The 18,767-nt window shown below is 57.3% G+C and carries 15 protein-coding genes; 4 read left to right on the top strand and 11 right to left on the bottom strand.

The window, feature by feature from the left end:
- Positions 1-327: 327 nt before the first annotated feature.
- On the bottom strand, positions 328-1,347 hold the full coding sequence (locus ACOI7Z_RS00180; RefSeq protein ID WP_087849416.1) for a LacI family DNA-binding transcriptional regulator: 1,020 nt from the start codon (positions 1,345-1,347) through the stop codon (positions 328-330).
- A gap of 102 nt (positions 1,348-1,449) precedes the next feature.
- Between ACOI7Z_RS00180 and ACOI7Z_RS00175 the strand changes: the two genes are divergently transcribed.
- A complete protein-coding gene (locus ACOI7Z_RS00175; protein WP_087849417.1) occupies positions 1,450-2,457 on the top strand; it encodes a Gfo/Idh/MocA family oxidoreductase in 1,008 nt (335 codons plus the stop codon).
- Positions 2,458-2,694: 237 nt separating this feature from the next.
- On the opposite strand, the gene ACOI7Z_RS00170 is transcribed toward ACOI7Z_RS00175, so the two are convergent.
- From ACOI7Z_RS00170 to iolE, 3 genes are read right to left on the bottom strand one after another with little or no spacing between them, the layout of a single operon-like run.
- Positions 2,695-3,726: a Gfo/Idh/MocA family protein gene (locus ACOI7Z_RS00170; RefSeq protein WP_087849418.1), complete on the bottom strand. Its 1,032-nt coding sequence runs from the start codon at positions 3,724-3,726 to the stop codon at positions 2,695-2,697.
- Between the two features lie 9 nt (positions 3,727-3,735).
- Positions 3,736-4,908 carry a Gfo/Idh/MocA family protein gene (locus ACOI7Z_RS00165; RefSeq protein ID WP_023288684.1) on the bottom strand — a complete coding sequence of 391 codons (1,173 nt, stop codon included), beginning with the start codon at positions 4,906-4,908 and terminating at the stop codon, positions 3,736-3,738.
- On the bottom strand, positions 4,905-5,825 hold the full coding sequence (iolE, locus tag ACOI7Z_RS00160; protein WP_048296931.1) for a myo-inosose-2 dehydratase: 921 nt from the start codon (positions 5,823-5,825) through the stop codon (positions 4,905-4,907). Before iolE ends, ACOI7Z_RS00165 begins: the two co-directional genes overlap by 4 nt.
- Between iolE and ACOI7Z_RS00155 the strand changes: the two genes are divergently transcribed.
- The gene (locus tag ACOI7Z_RS00155; protein WP_276207902.1) at positions 5,824-5,952 is read left to right on the top strand and encodes a hypothetical protein; all 129 of its coding nucleotides are present in this window, start codon (positions 5,824-5,826) and stop codon (positions 5,950-5,952) included. The genes iolE and ACOI7Z_RS00155 overlap by 2 nt on opposite strands.
- Before the next feature lie 446 nt (positions 5,953-6,398).
- Positions 6,399-6,824: a hypothetical protein gene (locus ACOI7Z_RS00150; RefSeq protein ID WP_032429107.1), complete on the top strand. Its 426-nt coding sequence runs from the start codon at positions 6,399-6,401 to the stop codon at positions 6,822-6,824.
- Positions 6,825-6,900: 76 nt separating this feature from the next.
- Here ACOI7Z_RS00150 and lysS read toward each other — a convergent pair whose 3' ends face one another.
- The 7 genes from lysS to ACOI7Z_RS00115 form a co-directional block, all read right to left on the bottom strand.
- Positions 6,901-8,418, bottom strand: a complete 1,518-nt coding sequence (gene lysS, locus ACOI7Z_RS00145; RefSeq protein WP_004202393.1) for a lysine--tRNA ligase — start codon at positions 8,416-8,418, stop codon at positions 6,901-6,903.
- 339 nt (positions 8,419-8,757) lie between these two features.
- Positions 8,758-10,233 carry a dipeptide permease DtpD gene (gene dtpD / locus ACOI7Z_RS00140; RefSeq protein WP_087849419.1) on the bottom strand — a complete coding sequence of 492 codons (1,476 nt, stop codon included), beginning with the start codon at positions 10,231-10,233 and terminating at the stop codon, positions 8,758-8,760.
- A 59-nt stretch (positions 10,234-10,292) separates the two neighbouring features.
- Positions 10,293-12,440: a lysine decarboxylase CadA gene (gene cadA / locus ACOI7Z_RS00135; protein WP_023288680.1), complete on the bottom strand. Its 2,148-nt coding sequence runs from the start codon at positions 12,438-12,440 to the stop codon at positions 10,293-10,295.
- Between the two features lie 82 nt (positions 12,441-12,522).
- Complete coding sequence (cadB, locus tag ACOI7Z_RS00130; RefSeq protein ID WP_023288679.1) at positions 12,523-13,857, bottom strand: cadaverine/lysine antiporter; 1,335 nt, start codon at positions 13,855-13,857, stop codon at positions 12,523-12,525.
- A 365-nt stretch (positions 13,858-14,222) separates the two neighbouring features.
- Positions 14,223-15,791 (bottom strand): lysine decarboxylation/transport transcriptional activator CadC, encoded by a 1,569-nt coding sequence (gene cadC, locus ACOI7Z_RS00125; protein WP_086075305.1) that lies wholly within the window; start codon positions 15,789-15,791, stop codon positions 14,223-14,225.
- A gap of 290 nt (positions 15,792-16,081) precedes the next feature.
- Positions 16,082-16,354: a DUF1471 domain-containing protein gene (locus tag ACOI7Z_RS00120; protein WP_002892402.1), complete on the bottom strand. Its 273-nt coding sequence runs from the start codon at positions 16,352-16,354 to the stop codon at positions 16,082-16,084.
- Between the two features lie 100 nt (positions 16,355-16,454).
- Positions 16,455-17,375 (bottom strand): Kdo(2)-lipid IV(A) acyltransferase, encoded by a 921-nt coding sequence (locus ACOI7Z_RS00115; RefSeq protein WP_065882796.1) that lies wholly within the window; start codon positions 17,373-17,375, stop codon positions 16,455-16,457.
- Positions 17,376-17,883: 508 nt separating this feature from the next.
- Between ACOI7Z_RS00115 and ACOI7Z_RS00110 the strand changes: the two genes are divergently transcribed.
- Complete coding sequence (locus ACOI7Z_RS00110) at positions 17,884-18,750, top strand: GNAT family N-acetyltransferase (RefSeq protein ID WP_023288676.1); 867 nt, start codon at positions 17,884-17,886, stop codon at positions 18,748-18,750.
- The last annotated feature ends 17 nt before the right edge of the window (positions 18,751-18,767 follow it).

Raw genomic sequence — 18,767 nt, 5'->3', positions numbered from 1 at the left:
CGGGGTTTTCCGCATTTCGTCGTGATCGGAATCACAAATAATGGCTGTATTATCATCACTTTTTTGAAACATCAGTCCATTTATGCCACACCGTTAATTCCAGACCATTTATTTCATTAACAAGACATTTGAAACTTTTATAAGTAAATAACTGAAATGAAAATTTTAAAACCATGCAGTAACAGAATTTTGACAGACATCTAACATTGCTGCATAAATGAGCGAAAAATGAGAGGCAGACAACGCTTTACAGCGATCGCCCCCGGCGGGGTTGGCATTTACCCGGCGGGGAGATCCGCGTTGTCAGGAAGGGAGGCACCGCACGCCTTAGTCGACGTTCTCGGCGCTGTAGAGGATAAAGTCGACTTTCCCGTCGGCATAGGTTTGCGGCTGATAGCCGGACTCCAGATGGCGCAGCATCAGGTCGATCGCCAGCTGGGCGTGCTGGCGGGTGTTCTGATCGAGCGTTAACGCCAGGCTGCCCCTGGCCAGCTGCTGGCGGGTGGTATTGTAGCGCTCATGGGTGATCCAGCAGACGTCGCCTTCGCGGCGGTGGCGAGCCAGCGCCTCGGCAATCTGAGTATTGCCAAGTCCGGTGTTATAGATCCCGACAATATGCCGGCTGCGGCACAGGGCCTGCTCCAGCAGGCGGGTGATCTGCTCCCGCCGCTCCTCGCCCGCCAGCACCTCGTTGAGCTGCAGATGGGGAAAGCGCTGGCTCAGCACCTCGCGGAACCCCTGGATGCGCAGGCGATGCGCGCTGTAATCCTCCCGACCGCTCACCATCAGCACCTCCCCGGGCCGCGGCGTCATTCTCCCCATCATTAACCCCGCCGTGCGGCCAGCCTGTAACTGATTGATCCCGACGTGGCAGAGCCGGTCGGCGCCGGGCAGATCTGTCGCCAGGGTAATGACGGGGACGCCCGCTTCCCGACAGCGGCGCAGCGCGTCATGCACCACAGGATGGTCATTGCCGAAAACGATGATCCCCTGACGCTGCTGGCCGCTGCGCATAATGCGCCGGGCCAGGGTCGCCGGCTGCGACTCCGGGACAAAGGTGCGGTGCAGGGTCAGACGACGATAGCCGAGGCTATCCGCGACGGCGGAGAAATCCTGCGCCAGCTGCGGAAAAAAGAAAGAGTCATTGCTGCTGAGAAAGAGCTCAATCTGCCAGGGAAAGCGGTGCTCCTCCGGCAGGATCCGCTTCAGCCCCGCCTCCCGCGCCGCCTGCAGCACTTTGCGCGTGGTCTGCGGCGATACGCCGCCGCGTTCGTTCAGCACCCGGTCAACGGTGGCCACGCCGACGCCAATCTGTCTGGCCAGCATCGCCAGTGACATGTTTTTCATCGCCCCTCTCTTCAATGATGGAAATACATCAAAACGGCAGTGTCAGTGAGTTTAGCAAACCGATTATGGTGGCAGCGTCCCCTCGCCATTCTGGAGAATAAAATGAAGTGCAAACGTTTTGCCCTGATAGGCAGTGGTTTTATCGGTCAGGTTCATGCCGCCAGCCTCGCCCGTCACGACGGGAGCGAGTTGACGATGGTGGCCGATGCCGCGCCGGAGCGCGCCCAGGCGCTGGCCGCCCGCTATGGCGCCCGGGCGGTGACGGTGAGTGAGGCTCTCCGTAGCGACGCCATCGATGCTGTGCTGATCGCCAGCTCGACCCCGTCGCATGCCGAACTGCTGGAAGCCGCCGCCCGGGCAGGCAAGGCGGTCTATTGCGAAAAACCGATCGACCTTTCCCTGGCCCGCGCCCGCGAGGTGGTGGAGCGGGTGCTTCCTCTTAAGGTGCCGGTCACCGTCGGCTTTAACCGGCGCTTCGACAGCAGCCATCAGCAGTTGCGCCGCCAGCTGGAGCAGGGAGCGATCGGCAGAGTCGAGCTGGTGCAGATGGTCTGTCGCGCCTCCAGCATGCCGCCGCTCGACTATCTGCGCAGCTCCGGCGGTCAAATGCGCGATCAGGCGATCCATTTCTTCGATCTTCTGCGCTTTCTCACCGGCGATGAAGTGCATACCGTAGCGGCGATGGGCGCGGCGCTGGCCCTGCCGGAAATCGCCGAATTTGGCGATGTCGACACTTCCATCCTGATGATGCAGATGCGCGGCGGCGCGCTGGCGCAGCTGGACAACACCCGCCGCACCGGCCACGGGTATGATGAACGGATCACCCTGCTGGGGGCAGAGGGCGCGCTGGAGTCCGGCAGCCAGTCGCCGGCGGGCCCTACCCTGTGGCGCGGCAATCAGCGCATTGAGCCAGGCCTGTGGCCGGACTGGTTCAGCCGGGTGCAAGGATCTTATTACCAGCATCTTGACGCCTTTATCCGCTCTCTGAATGGTGAAACCGTGGCCGACCTGCCCGGCCTGGTGGACGGCCTGCAGGCGCAGGCCATTGCCGAAGCGGCGGTTCAGTCTCTGCAGCGCGGCCAGTTTGTCGCCGTTGACGACTGTCGGTGAGTGGTTGTGTGGCAACCGCTATCAGGCTCTGAACCTGCCTTTATGCCGGGCGGCGGCGACGCCTTGCCCGGCCTACCGGGCCATGATAACCATCCATATCAAACAGTTGCAGTGACCTCCCAGGCCCGCGCAAGCGCCGCGCCGCCGGGCAGCAGATATCCGGCACCGTGCGCGTCCCGGTGCCGGGCAATGGCGTGCACGCGCGCGCTGTCTGCAAACCAAAGCCCGGCCGGCCCCTTAACGTTCTTCGTTAAACACCGCGCCCACCTGGCGCCGCACCTCATCCATCACCTGCAGATTCTGCAGCACCTGACTGAGCGGCCGCAGCGGCGAGTCCCGCAGCCCCTGATCGATGCACCAGGCAAAATGCTCCGCCTGCCAGAACAGCTGGTCGTAGCGATTGCGCGGCTCTTCCCAGCGCAGCGCCTGCCCGCCCTGGCTGGCGGCGAGCGTGAACCCGCCGGGGGCGTAAAACTGACCGTCGATGGTCAGGGTCGCCTGGCGTCCGGCCACCACCGCCCCGCCCGGCGTGTTGCTGAACAACGTCGTGTTTAACAGCCCCTGCATCCCGTTCCGCCAGCTGAATAGCATTGACGTCTGGCCGTTAAGCCCCTCCGCCGTCGCGCGGCCGCGGGCGACAATCTCCTGCGGCATGCCGCCCACCATCAGCGCAAACGAGGTCAAATAGCTGCCGAGATCCATCATCGGCCCGCCGGCAAGGTCGGCGTTAAAGATGCGGTGATCGGTAGTGAAATACTCGCCGTGATCGGCCAGCAGGGTATGCAGGTCGCCGAGTACCCCATCCTCCAGCAGCTGGCGGATCACATCATACTTCGGCGCGTAATCGCACCACATCGCCTCCAGCGCCAGCTTCCCCTGGCGGGCGGCTTCGGCCTGCAGTTCACCTCCTTCGCCGAGGTTGAGCGCGAAGGGCTTCTCTATCAGCACGTGTTTGCCCGCCTTCAGCGCCTGCATGCCGTCGGGAAAGTGATGGTTGTGCGGCGTCGCAATATAGACCGCATCAATATCCGGACGCGCCAGCATCTCCTCCACCCGGCCGTAAGCCTGGGGGATCCCCCATTCCGCGGCTACCCGGTCGGCCTTCGCCTGGCTGCGGGAGGCAACGGCCACCACCTGCTGCCGGCTCTGGGTTTTCAATGCGTGCACAAAGCGCTCGGCGATCCAGCCCGGACCAATGATGCCCCAGCGCAGGGAGGGAATGCTCTGCGCCGCCGGGCGGCGCGGGGTCGGTAATTGTGAGGGAAACATAGCGGCTCCTTAATCCTTAACCACGTTAACCCAGCGACGGCTGACCATCGAGGCTTCAATCGCCGACAGCACGCGCTGATTCTGTAAACCAAACTCAAAGCTGGGATAGCAGTCGTCGTCCCCACAAATCCCCTGCACCAGGTCATGCACTTCCATCACCTTGACGTCAAAATAGCCCAGCCCGCCGCCGCCAAAATCGAAGCCGAAGAAGCCGGCATAGGCCGGGATCTGGCTCCCGGCATACAGCGTTTTAAAGCCGCGGTCGTGTTTGTCATCCCGGAAGCGATACACCTGCAGTTCGTTAAAGCGCTCCCCGTCCATATACAGCGTGCCTTCGGTGCCGGAGACCTCCCAGAACACGCCGAAGATGCGCCCGGCGGCGATGCGCGAGGCCTCAATCACCCCCGCGGCGCCGCTGTCGAAATTGACCAGGCACTGAACCTGATCGTCATTTTCCACTTCCCGCCACTCGGCATCGGCCGCGACCCGGCTGGCATACCCGGCATCGGTCTGTGGCACCGGACGCTGGCGCAGGCAGGTTTGCGCGCTGGCGGTCACTTCACGGATCCCGCCCATCAAAAACTGGGCGACGGACAGGGTATGGGCGCCGAGGTCGCCAAGCGCCCCGCTGCCGCCGAGGGTTTTCGAGCAGCGCCAGGACCAGGGCAGGTTCGGGTCGTTATAAAACCCCTGATCAAAGGTGCCGCGGAAGCGCACCGGTTCGCCAATATCGCCCCGGGCGATAAGCTGCTTTGCCAGCAGCGCCGCCGGGGTTTTAATGTTGTTAAAGGCCACCATGGTCTTCACCCCCGCGCGCCGGGCCGCCTGCGCCATCTCCTGCGCCTGCTGCTCGTTAACCGCCAGCGGTTTCTCGCAATAGACATGTTTACCCGCCGCGATCGCCGCCATCGCCATCGTGTAGTGCAGATGGTTCGGCGAGGTAATATCCACCACGTCCACCAGCGGATCGTTCACCAGTTCGCGCCAGTCACCGTAAGCTTTCTCCGCCCCCAGCTTCACCGCATGACGTTCAGCCAAAGCCTGATCCTGATCCGCCAGCGCATAAAGATAGGGGCGCTTCGGCAGATCGGGATAGAACATGGCCGCGCGACGGTAAGCGTCGGCGTGCGCCTGGCCCATAAAACCGGAGCCGATAAGACCAATATTTAACCGCGCGCTCATGATGCGTGCTCCTCTGATGATGACGGGGACGAAAAGTGGTGCGCCAGCCAGGCGAAGGCGCGGCGGGCGGTGGCAAACGGCGGCGCCATCGCCGGGTCCTGCTCGGCTTCGATAATCAGCCAGCCGCGGTAGTCGCTGTCCCGGGCAAAGTTGAGGATCGGCGCATAGTCGATGCAGCCGTCGCCAGGGATGGTAAACAGTCCGGCGCGCACCGCCTCGTTAAAGCTCAGGTTTTCGCGATACAGGCGCCCCAGCACCTGCGGACGGACGTCTTTCAGATGCAGATGGCGGATACGGTGGCCATATTTCTCCAGCACGCGCGGGATATCGACCCCGGCGACGAAGGCGTGTCCGGAATCAAACGCCAGCCCGACGTTGTCATGGGTCTGGGACAGAAACCGCTCCAGTTCGTCGTCGTGCTCCACCAGCATCATCAGATGATGGTGATAGGCCAGCCGGAGGCCGTAGTCCCGCAGCAGCAGGTCGGCAAAGGTATTTAGCTTATGGCAATACGCCGTCAGGCTGACGCGGCTTAACGGCGGCGAGAGCGAGATCGGCTCATCAAGCGGCGTTTCACCGGGCAGTTGCCCGCACTCGCCATAGACCATTACCCTGGCGCCGAGCTGCTGCAGGAGCTGCGCGTGGCCCCGCACCGCCTCCAGCTCCGCTTCCACGCTGCGGTCGGCCAGCAAGCCGCTGTACCAGCCTGACGCCAGGCGCAGGTCAGCCGCCGCCAGCAGAGGTCCCAATGTCTCCGCCTGGCGGGGAAACTTCCGCCCTAACTCAATTCCCTGAAACCCCGCCTCCCGCGCCTCGCGCAGACACGTGTCGAGAGGGATATCGCCGCCTAAATCCTCCAGCACATCGTTGGTCCAGCACAGGGGGCTAATGCCCCACTGCAGGTGCTCTGTCGCCATGTTTATCTCCTTTTCAGCCAGTCGTCTGGTGTGCCGTCACTATAAGCAGGCGACGACCAGCGATGAAAACGGAGAAATGATGGAAATCCATCATTGCCGCGATCGAAATATCCGCTGGCGCGAGTAGCCCTGAAAAATAAATGGAAATAATGCTTGCCGCAGGCTTATTTTGCAGATAAAAATTACTGGCTTAATAACCCGTTTCAGAGGTTATCCCTTTCATTCGAAATATGATGATAGCAATATGAAAAAATCTCAACACCGCAGCGGCGCGGGCTTTAGCCCTGCGCCCAGGCCTGGCCTGCTGTTATTTGCGTAAGTGACAAATAGTCCCTTTTAAAACATCAATTACTTAACATTCTCTCTGCAATAATATGACATGCAGCGGGAAGGTACGGTGATAAATAAGCTCAGGGCAATGATGTTTTTACAAATAAATAACCCCTCTCCTTTCTGCTCGTTATTTATCAGGAATGGCTGCGGTTATATTTATTCGGACGCCCCTGGAGAATGCACCAATGTATATCAACCTTTATGACAATGCGCGCCGCTATCGCGATGAGAAACAATAAGATGAATAAGACCTGGCTTTTCACCACCCTCACCCTGGCGCTGGTCGCCGCCGCGCCGGCCCACGCCATTAGCGCGAAATACCGGGAACAGCTTGAACGCTCCGGTTGCACGCAGATGACCGACGGAACCACCTGCGATATTCATAAAACCAAAGCCGAGAATGCCGCCGCCGCGCAGCAGGCCAGCAGCGGCTTCGGCCCCTGGGTGGGCACCTGGTATGTTTATACTGACTATGGCAATAAAATTGATGAGATTACCGTCACCGCTAAAACGGTGAAAACCCATGGTCATCTGGTCGAGGAGGCGAAAGCCAGCCAGGGTAAATTGACGTTCCGGGTGAAAAGCTCAGCCTTTACGCTGAACGACGCCTTTAACGGCGTATGGGCAAACGGCAGCCAGCGCGGCACGTTGCAAAAAGTCCTGTAATAACATTGCCCTGCCGACAGGATGGGGATAATGCAGGAAGAACCTCCCGGCGCAGGCCGGGAGGGAGTGCAACGGTTTACTTCTGCGGACGCATCGCCGGGAAGAGGATCACGTCGCGGATGGTGTGGCTGTTGGTAAACAGCATCACCATCCGGTCGATACCGATGCCCAGACCGGCGGTCGGCGGCAGACCGTACTCCAGCGCGGTGACGTAGTCTTCGTCATAGAACATCGCTTCGTCATCGCCCGCCGCTTTGGCGTTAACCTGATCCTGGAAACGCTGCGCCTGGTCTTCGGCGTCGTTCAGCTCGCTGAAACCGTTACCGATTTCGCGGCCGCCGATGAAGAACTCGAAGCGGTCGGTGATTTCCGGGTTGACGTCGTTACGGCGCGCCAGCGGGGAGACTTCCGCCGGGTATTCGGTGATGAAGGTCGGCTGGATGAGGTGCGCTTCCGCCACTTCGTCGAAGATTTCGGTGACGATGCGCCCCAGACCCCAGCTTTTCTCTACCTGAATACCGAGAGATTCCGCCAGCGCTTTCGCCGCGTCGAAGTTATCCAGATCCGCCATGTTGGTTTCCGGACGATGTTTTTTGATCGCCTCGCGCATGGTCAGTTTTTCAAACGGCTTGCCGAAGTCAAACACCTGGTCGCCATACGGCACCTCGGTTTTGCCCAGCACCGTCTGCGCCAGGGTGCGGAACAGCGACTCGGTCAGTTCGATCAGGTCTTTGTAGTCCGCGTACGCCATGTACAGTTCCATCATGGTGAACTCTGGGTTATGGCGTACCGAGATCCCTTCGTTGCGGAAGTTACGGTTGATTTCAAACACGCGTTCGAAGCCGCCGACCACCAGACGTTTCAGATACAGTTCCGGCGCGATGCGCAGGTACATATCGAGATCCAGCGCGTTGTGATGCGTGATAAACGGACGGGCGGAAGCGCCGCCGGGGATCACCTGCATCATCGGGGTTTCCACTTCCATAAAGCCGCGGGCTACCATGAACTGACGCATGGTCGCGAGGATCTGCGAGCGGATGCGGAACGTATGGCGCGACTCTTCGTTAGCGATCAGATCCAGATAGCGCTGGCGATAGCGGACTTCCTGATCCTGCAGGCCGTGGAATTTATCCGGCAGCGGGCGCAGGGCTTTGGTCAGCAGGCGCAGCTCGGTGCAGTGGATGGAGAGTTCGCCGGTTTGCGTTTTGAACAGCTTGCCGCGGGCGGCGATGATGTCGCCAAGGTCCCATTTCTTAAACTGTTCGTTGTAGACGCCTTCCGGCAGGTCATCGCGGGCCACGTACAACTGGATACGGCCGCCGACGTCCTGGAGGGTGACGAAGGAGGCTTTACCCATCACGCGGCGAGTCATCATCCGGCCAGCCACCGCAACTTCAACGTTCAGGGAAGCGAGTTCATCGTTATCCTTCGCATCGAATTCAGCGTGCAATTGGTCAGAGGTATGATCGCGACGGAAATCGTTGGGGAAAGCTACGCCCTGCTCACGCAGCGCAGCCAGTTTTTCGCGACGAGTTTTCAGTTCATTATTAAGGTCAATGGCCTCATCGGCACCTTGTGCTTGTTGTTCAGACATATGGGTTCCTCATAACCTTGCTTTCAAACTAGCTTCGATAAATTGAACCAGGTCACCCTTCCGCGCGGCCTGTCTCCGGCTTCACACCGAAGAACAAGAGTAACGAATCTGGCTTCTCTTCAAGCTGATCTCACTCAGCTATGCCTTCACTAACGGTATTTTTTATCGTTGGCTTCCGCGCCTGCCAGAATATCCTCCTTCTGCTCACTACGCTGTGCAAGGAGCGGCTTTGCGCTCCGCTGTGGATGGAATGCCCCGGTCGCGCTGCGCGTACCGGGGCGATAATTGACGCTGGCCGATAGCCCGGCGGAGGCGGTTACGCCGCAGCCGGGACGCGCGTCAGGCGCCGCCGCCGGGAAGTTCGCCAGCCGCCGCGCGGCGTTTGCCAACGCTACAGGCTGCGGCAAAGGCGATAATCACCATCACCGCCACGCAGCCGAGGGTCCATTCCCCCATCTGCGAGAAGAAATGCTGATAGGCGGCAATCGCCGTATCGCTGATTTGCGATTCGGTGGTCTGCTGGGCGACCACGCCGGCCAGCCAGTTGGCCACCGCGCCGGTGGCCAGCATATAAATACCGGTCAATACCCCGGTGACGCCGGGCATGTTCAGGCGGGTGATTTGCGCCATCGCGACCGGGTCGATAAACAGTTCGGCAAAGCCCATCATCGCCAGTCCAGCGACCATCATGCCCATCGAGGCCTGACCCTCAGCGGCGCCGTGGCGAGCGTTGAGCGCCAGCAGAATAAAGCCGCCGCCCATCAGCAGCAGGCCAAAAGCGAATTTCAACCAGACGCGCAGCACCGAACGCGCGCTGCCTTCCGGGCGCATCAGCCACGCCAGCGCCACGCCGGCCGCCATCACCGCCACCGCGTTAACCGACTGGAACAGCGCCGTCGGCACGTCCCAGTTCAGCAGGCGGCGGTTAACAAAGTGATCGATAAACAGGCTAATCGAGCTTCCGCCCTGCTGCGCCAGCACCCAGAACAGCGTCCCGGCAAGCATCAGCAGGACGATCTGCCACAGCGCGCGACGATGCTCCGGGGCTTTGATCATGATCCGCGCCACCATCTGGGCGGCGAACAGGCAGACGACCGCCAGCAGATAGCCGGACCAGTTGTTTTGCAGCAGCAGCGTGAAGAACACCGGCGCCAGGCAGAGCATCACCAGCAGCCAGCCCCAGGTCGGCAGCACGAATTTCACCGCCCGCAGCGCCGGTTTATCGACGCCGCGGGTATGCCGGAAGTGGCGGCTGCCGCTTAAGAAAATCATCAGGCCGATGAACATCCCGATCCCCGCCAGGGCGAAGCCGATATGCCAGCCGTACCACTGAGCCGCCAGCCCGCAGGCGATGGGCGCGGCGATGGAGCCGACGTTGCCGGCGGCGTACAGCAGCGAGAAGCCGCCGTCGCGACGCGGATCGTCGTGGGCGTAAAGTTCGCCAAGCAGGCAGCTGATATTGGATTTGAACAGGCCGTAGCCGCAGATAATGATCGCCAGCGCGACGTACAGGCTCCATGCGGAGGTCGACTCAACGCCCAGCACCACGTGGCCGAGGGTCATCAACAGCGCCCCGGCAATCACCGCCGTGCGGTTGCCGAGCAGGCGGTCGGCAAGCCAGCCGCCAAGAATAGGGGTAACGTAAACCAGAGAGGCGTAAGCGCTGAACAGGCTGATGGCGTGGCTGTCGTCGAAGCCAAGCTGGTGGGTGAGGTAGAGGATGAGTAAGGCGCGCATGCCGTAAAAGCTGAAGTACTCCCAGATCTGGATCGCAACGATGTAGTAAATCGCGCGCGGCTGTGAGGGTGTTTTCATGTGTTCTCCTTGCAGCGTGAAAAAGGGAAGTGGCAAGCCACTTCCCTGGTGTGCGTCTATTACTTGTTATTCTCTTCTTTCAGCACTTTAACGGTGTAACGACCATCCGCCTGACGATAGGCGCCGTGGATATCGGTTTCGAAGCCCGGATAGTGGGCGCCGATTTCGCACAGCATCTGCAGGAACTCCAGCACCGGACGGCTCTCTTCGGTGATCATTTCACCCGGCATCACCAGCGGCACTCCCGGAGGATACGGCAGGATCATGTTGGCGTTGACGCGGCCGACCATCTCTTCGAGGTACACTTCTTCCGTCTGACCGTGCAGCTCTTTCTGGAACGCGGCATACGGGGTCATCACCATGGATGGCAGCACTTCAAACGCGCGGAACATCAGGTCCGGCAGGTTGTGATGCTCAACCAGTTTGTGAATATTCTGCGCCAGGTCCTGAATACGCATGTTTTCATAGAATTCAGGATCTTCACGGTACAGCGACGGCAGCATGTTTTTCACCCGCAGGTTCAGGTCGAACGCGCGTTTGAAGTCGGTCAGCGCACGCAGCAGGCTCAGCGCTTTGGTTTTGTCGATACCGATGCTGAACAGGAACAGCAGGTTGTACGGACCGGTTTTCTCCACCACGATGCCGTGTTCGTCGAGATACTTAGCCACGATGCTGGCCGGAATACCGAACTCATCCATGGTGCCGTCTTTCTTCATCCCCGGGGTCAGCAGAGTGACTTTGATCGGGTCGAGATACATGTGCTCATTGTCGATGTTTTTGAAACCGTGCCATGCGCTGTCGGAGCGCAGCGGCCAGCATTCAGGACCGTCGATATGTTCCGGCTGCCATACGTCGAAGAACCAGCCGTCAGACTCGCCTTTCAGACGTTTGATCTCTTTACGGAACTTGATGGAACGTTCGATAGAGCCGTCGATCAGGCGCTTACCGGCGTTGCCTTTCATCATCGCCGCCGCGGTTTCGGTGGACGCCACGATCCCGTAGTGCGGGGAGGTGGTGGTGTGCATCATGTAGGCTTCGTTAAAGGTCTCTTCGTTAACGTCGCCTTTCACGTGGATCATCGATGCCTGAGAGAACGCCGCCAGCAGTTTGTGCGTGGACTGGGTTTCGTAAATCACTTTCCCTTCGACGCGGCCGCCGCTCATCCCGCATTTGCCTTCATAGATCGGCGAGAAGTTGGTGTAAGGCACCCATGCGGAGTCAAAGTGGATGGATTTCACATCCAGGGTTTTCTTGATGAAGTCAGTGTTGTACAGCAGACCATCGTAAGTCGAGTTGGTGATAACGGCGTGTACCGGCCAGGTCGCGTTCGGCGTCTCTTTCACACGCTTGGCGATAGTCGCGTGCTGGAATTCGCTCTGCGGGATACCGCCGAGGATGCCGTAGGCGTTACGGGTCGGACGGAAGTAGATCGGCGTAATGTCGCTCATCATCATCAGATGGGTCAGCGATTTGTGGCAGTTACGGTCAATCAGCACGGTGCTGCCGGCCGGCGCGGAGTACATACCGACGATTTTGTTGGCGGTCGAGGTGCCGTTGGTCACCATGTAGCTGCGTTCGGCGTTAAATACGCGAGCGATATACTCTTCCGCTTCTTTGTGCGGGCCGCTGTGGTCCAGCAGGGAACCCAGTTCAGAAACCGAAATCGAGATATCGGATTTCATGGTGTTGGAGCCAAAGAAATCGTAGAAGATGCTGCCTACCGGGCTTTTCTGGAAGGCGGTACCGCCCATGTGGCCCGGGGTACAGAAGGTGTATTTGCCTTCACGCACATATTTGAACAGCGCTTTGGTCAGCGGCGGCAGAATGGTGTCGATGTATTCGTCAGTGTTCTGTTTGATTTTGTTCGCGATATCTTCCGCAGCGCCCAGCGCATATTCGAAGAAGCGAACCTGCATGCGCAGATCGTTCAGGCTAACGTCCAGCGTGGAGTAGGTGTTAGCGAACGCATACAGCGGCATGTACTCGTTCATTTTGCTGATTTCTTCGCACAGCTCGAGATTGTATTTATCCCAGTCGAAGATCACGCCGCACAGACGAGAGTTGTTTTCGATCAGTTTTAATAAGTCGTCACGGTCGTTCGGGTAGACAATGCGGAAGTCCAGGCGTTCGAGAGCACGATGCAGTTCACGGATGGGTTCTTCTTTGAAGTAAACCCCCATGTGATTCATGATTGCAATAACGTTCATAGTCAAATCTCCAGATGTAGAAAGCCCCTCCCGTCGCGCTATGACAGGTGATGGAAGGAGCCTCAGGAAAAAGGGTTACTGATTAGTGCGCGTTAGCGGGGCTGTTGCTATCCGATGCGTTGCTCTGGCGCTGGTGCATTTTGCGGCCGTAGAACATCAGGATAATCAGGCTAACGATAAAGGTGCCGGCCAGTTCGAAGGAGCTTGCGCCCATCAGCGCGATGAAGCAGAACACGCAACCCAGTACCGAACAAATCAGGCTGACGAAGTTACGGATGTTGATGCCTTCGAAACGAATCAGGTCAACACAGGAGTAGAAGTAAGGCAGCATGGTCAGCAGTACCGCGATACCGGTCAGTTCGCCGAACAGGTCAGAGGCTTTACCACCGGCGGAGTTCATCAGGGTAATCAGCACCATCAGCGCGGTCATTTTCACCGCGGCCAGCAGCAGGCCTTTTTTCGGGATACCGTTGCTATCGACTTCGCCATACACTTTCGGGAAGTTGCCATCGTTGGCGGCACGCACACCCGCCTGGCCAACCAGCATCATCCACGAGCCCAGAGAAGTCAGGCAGGCGAAGGCGGTGAAAGCGGATACCATCGGCGCAGCCCAGCCGCCGAGGATGGTGGAGGCGCTAATCGCGAACGGCGCACCGGACGCTGCCATCTGAGAAGCAGGATACATACCCGCGATAACCTGAGTCGCGGCGATGTAGACGATACCGGCCATCGCGGTACCCAGCATGGTGGCCAGCGGCACGGTACGTTTCGGGTTTTTCACCATCCCGGTACTCACGGCGGCGGATTCTACGCCAACGAAGGCCCACAGGCAGAGCAGGATACTTTTGATGACCGCGTGGCTATCGGTGGTGCTGGAGGTGTTCCAGTTCGCCTGATAGGTAGCGACATCAAACCAGTGCCAGCCGACGACCGCGGTCATGACTACCGGAATAAGCACCAGCACCAGACCAATGGTGGTCAGACGGCTGACCCAGGTCCCGCCGAGCATATTAACGAAAGTAAAGATCCACACGATGGCAATACAGGCAATCCCTGCTGGCACCGGGTTATTTAAAATAGGGAAGAACGTAGACAGATAAGAAACTGCGGTAATCCCGATAGCCAGGTTACCAATCCAGTTTGCGTGATAATAAAGTACACCGGTCTGGAAACCGAATGCCGGAGATATTTCCCCTGCGTAAGCAATGGGACCACCCTGCTGCGGGTTTTTAGTGGCCAGCCGGGCATAAACATAAGCCAGAGACATCGCACCAATAATTGAAATTACCCAGCCCCAAATGGCAATACCACCGATGCTGGCCAGGTTCGCAGGTAATAATGCAATACCGCTCCCCATCATATTACCGGCGACGACACCGGTACAGGCAAATAGCCCGATCTTCTTGGCAGAACTCATGGTTGTTTTTCTCCTAAGTTTATTTGGGAGGTACAGATCATGATACAGAACCATTAATTGACCCGACCAACTGCCAACAAGATTACTGATTTGTACGAGATAAGTCCTAAAGATAAAGTGAAATAACAACAAACATCAGACAAATGATATTTTGACCTTTTTCGCTTAACATATAAACATGACAACAGGGTGTCAGAAAAAGATAAACATTGTTGTTTTACATGAACTTAGATGAGATATGACGTGTTACTGAACTGTTATTCAAAGCCTCCTGAATGCTAAATATAAATAACAACAGGAGGCTTCATGAGAAACATAAATTTAACCTCACCATGCCAAAAACCTTTCACATGATGAGGGTTTACTTATTCTGAAGAGAGGAAATTATCGAGATACGGAACAACCCGGTTGACCGACGTCTGGAAAACTCCGTTTTCAATCCAGTACAATGTATCTCCACCGGGTCGTAAATTAAACGCCGTAATGTAAGAATCCGCTGCCAGTCGGTTCTCACCTTTCATCTCATAGACTTTGCCTAACAGCACATAATTCAGCCACGACATCTCTAAATCGATCGCATGGTTAATCGCTGTGTTCGCTTCGTCAACTTTTCCCTTTCCCAGCAAATCCACTGCGTTTATTTGATAATAAATCGCCATATCTTTTATACCCGGCATCTCCCCTACCCGCTCAACTTCGCTGTAAAGGGCTGCCAGCTGTTTATCATCCAGCGGCTGTTGCGAATGGCGTAATACATCTACCAGCGTTTTTTCGGCATACGCGTAAATAAAATCAGGCGCCCGCTTAATCACATCATCCAGCAGGCTGCTGGCCTTGCTTAATGAATCAACATCGCCCTTCATTAACAGCTGATGCGACTGGTAGAAATAGGTTAACGCCACGCTTTGCGAGGGCTGATATTGCCTGAGCATCGCCTGCATTCGCGCCGGCCACGGCTGCGCCAGCGCGTCCGACAGGCTGTTCATCAGATCGTTCTGGATGGTGAGCTGGTTGTCATTGGTCACAAAATAGCGCTTATCGAGCATCGTCGAGCTGTCGGCGTTATCCACCAGCTGGACCGACATAAAGCATTGCTGCGCCCGGTAGTGGCGCTGATTGACGAATTCAATGGTCAGCGTTTTACCGGAACTGCTCGGCTCATTGATGTTGTAGTCTGTTTTGTCATGCACCATAAAGGTCGAGAAGGTGTTGAGCGAGGTGGTGATCAGGCTGGCCAGGCCGACCGCGTAGGAGTGCTGCGAAGACCAGTTGGTGCAGGAGTTACCATTGACCAGGTGGATATCGATATCGCGCGGGTTGAGTAGCAGGCGCGCCTTGTTGACCGGCGGCCGCGATTCCATGCTCGACAGCGCCACCAGCGCCACGCAGGTGCCCAGCGCCAGCAGAAACAGCCCCCACACCAGGGCGGTGGTGAGCCGTTTACGCACTGACGGCGCGCTGGCACCTGTCGGCGCGGGAGCTGGCGCGGCGGGATCGGCGGTGGAGACGGGCGCGTCCGGCGGCGCACCGGCAGCCGGCGGCGCGGGAGCGGCGACCGATGGCGAAGGCGTCAGCGCCTCCATCTGCGGGGTGAGTTCCTCCCCCTCTTCGGTGCACCAGATCACCGGCACCGTGAGCTTATACCCCCGTTTGGGTACCGTCGCGATGTACTCAAGGCTAACGTCGTCGCCGTCTTTGAGCGACTTGCGCAGTTCGGAAATACTCTGCGTGACAACGTGGCTGGTCACAACGTTCCGGGTCCAGACGTTTTCGATAAGCTCGTCCCGGCTAAGCACTTCCCCCGGATGGCGAGCAAAAAAGACCAGGAGGTCGATTAAACGCGGTTCAAGGGTAAGCTGGCGCCCCTTCCTGCTGATTTGGTTTACAGAGGGGGTTACCAGCCATTCACCGACGCGAACAACAGGTTGTAGCATACAAGAAAGCCCCAGACAAAAAGGGAAAGGCGCGATGATAACACATTTGTCCTACCTATTTTTGCCAGGGGTCACTCCCTCAGGCATTAGGCGGGAATTCGCCTTTTAGCGACAATAAAAAGCAATATTTCATTAACATCGTGATCATCAAAACTATATATAGCGATAAAAATGCGTTTTCGCTGTCGCTTAGCCGGTGGAACGCGGGCGGCGGAAAAAAAATAAGCCCGGAGGCGTAACGCGCTCCAGGCTCAGTCAGTGGCGTGCCGTTACGGCAGCGGCACAATCGATTATTTATACACTTCCGCTGTGGCTTCAAAGTTAGGGCCATGCTCACGCGCAGCAGTAATCACGTAGTACTTTCCGCCTTTCTCATCGGCCAGCTTAGAGAGCTGATCGTGCAGATCGGAGGGCGAAGAGAACTCACCGCCGGACGGCCCCACCGAGATCGGTCCGACCTTGGTCAGTTTGAAGTGTTTCACTTCTTCTTTGGTGATCAACTGCGCGGCGGAGGCGCCAAATGCAACGGCTGAAAGGGCTAACGCGACTATCACTTTTTTCATCCTAAAATCTCCTTGGAATAGGCCTTCAGTCAGGCCCTTTCAGTATAGACGGCGATTTACTAAGCGTGCTACCGATGCGCTGATTTTTCGGCCGCAGCGTTTAGTAACGCGGCGGCACCCCTTCCGGGCGGGTCTTAAAACGCCGGTGCAGCCACATATATTGCTCGGGCGCCATCAGGATGCACTGTTCGATAATCTGGTTCATCCACGCCGCCGTCGCCTCGGCGCTTGCCAGCGGCGGCGTGCGCTCCGGCGTCAGGGAGATCAATTCATATCCCCTACCGTTGGGCTTGCGTCGGGGAACAAACGGCACAATCGTCGCCCCGGACATTTTCGCCAGCATCCAGGTGCCGGTGGTGGTCGCCGCCTGCTCGACGGCAAACAGCGGCGCAAAAACGCTGCTGGCCGGGCCGTAATCATGATCCGGCGCGTACCAGAGGATCTCCCCCTCTTTTAGCGCCCTGACCATCCCTTTCAGATTTTTTCGATCCAGCATGGTCTTGTTCGAGCGCAAGCGTCCCCAGGTCTGCAGCCAGTCAATCAGCGGGTTATCATTGGGCCGGTAGACGCCGATGCCCGGGGTAAACATGCCATACATCCGCGCCCCCATCTCGAGGGTGAGAAAATGAATGCCGATCAGTAAGATGCCCTGCTTTTGTTCGAGGAGGTCGACCACCTCGTTCACGCCGCTGGTCTCGGTCCAGCGCGCCACCCGGTGCGTCGGCCAGAACCAGGCCATGCCGGTCTCCATCAGCCCCATGCCCAACGATTCAAAGTTTTTCACCAGCAGCGCCTCACGCTCGGCGACGCTCATCGCGGGAAAACAGAGTTCCAGATTACGTCTGGCAATCCGCGCGCGACTTTTCATCACCCGCATTGCCAGCCGCCCGAGCGCCGTGCCCAGTCGGTAGATCACCGGATACGGTAATTGCACCAGCAGCCATAACAAGCCAATTCCCAGCCATAATAGCCAGTAACGCGGGTGCAATAGCGCGCGGGAAAATTTGGGTAAATTTGACATAGTAATCCTGTTAATTCACTCAATAATAGCTGAGCAAAAACCGCGAAATAAAGTAGCGGATCCTGCAGGTTATATTTTTCCAATTCGTGCGGTAATACTCAGTCACAAAGCGCGTTATTATAAGCCGATTCCATGATAATTTCAGCCCTTGCGCTGGGGTTACTCTAGTATTAGACACTTAGCGTAAAATTTCCTGATTTGTGCATAAATAAATAAACCTAACCTCTACGACGCGGCCGATTGCCGATAAAATCGCCAGTGCCTTATCCTCAGCCTCTCGCTCAATGCTTTTTTACTCACGCTTTATTATGGCGATAGCCAACGCAAACAGGCCGTTTCGCCCGGTCTAACATGGCCAGCATGCGGTTATTTGTGACTCGGGCAAAGGTTAAGCATCGCCAATGCGGATCCTTTTCCCAGATATGCTACGTTTACAGCGCTCATTCGACGCAAGTGCCTTTGCCGACGTCGTCGCTTTCAGAAGCCATAGTGAGAAGGAACTATGACAATGAATTATCAATTAGTGAAGCAAGTCAGAGAAAATAACACATTAAGAAAAAGCTTCATTGACCTTGCCGTTAAGACTTTCGACCTGTCTTTTGAAGAGTGGTATCAACAAGGTTACTGGACTGACGCCTATATCCCCTACGCCTTTGTCGAACGTAATAAAATTATCGCTAACGCCTCGGCCAACATCATCGATCTGCGCTGGCAGGGCGAACCCCGGCGTTATATTCAGATTGGCACCGTGATGACCGAACCGGACCATCGTAATAAGGGATTAGCCGGTCAGCTTATCCATCACATCCTGCAGGACTGGCAGCAGGAGGCAGACGCCTTCTTTTTATTTGCCAATCCCACCACGGTGGATTTTTACCCCAAATTTGGTTTCACCCGCAGCGAAGAGCATCAATATATTATGCCGGTCTCTCCGCGCGCCGGTGATTTTCGCAAGCTGGATATGGACCGCGCGGACGATGTCGCCCTGCTCCGCCATTACTATGAAAAATCCAACCCGTTCTCACCGCTGCGGGTGGAGCACAACTTTGGCCTGCTGATGTTTTACTGCTCCGCCTTTATGAAGCATTTCGTTTACTATTCGGCAAAAAATGAGGCGGTGGTTATCGCCATGCAAAACGGCCCGGTGCTGATCTGCTTTGACCTGTTCTGCGACACGGGCAAAAGCCTGTCGACGCTGGTCAACGAACTGGCCGATGACCATGTTTACCAGGCCATCCTCGGTTTTACCCCCAATGAAGACCGGCTCGGCGAGTACGAGAAGATTGAGGGGGAAGATATCCTCTTTGTCTATGACCACAAGGAAAACCTGTTTAAAGACAGGAAGTTGATGTTTCCTTTACTGGCGCATGCCTGACGGCGCCGCGCCGTCAG

Source organism: Klebsiella sp. C283 (genome assembly GCF_048822555.1).
Taxonomy (GTDB): Bacteria; Pseudomonadota; Gammaproteobacteria; order Enterobacterales; family Enterobacteriaceae; genus Klebsiella; species Klebsiella quasipneumoniae.
Note: the sequence above shows the minus strand (reverse complement) of the source record. Positions and strands in the feature narration are given on the sequence as shown.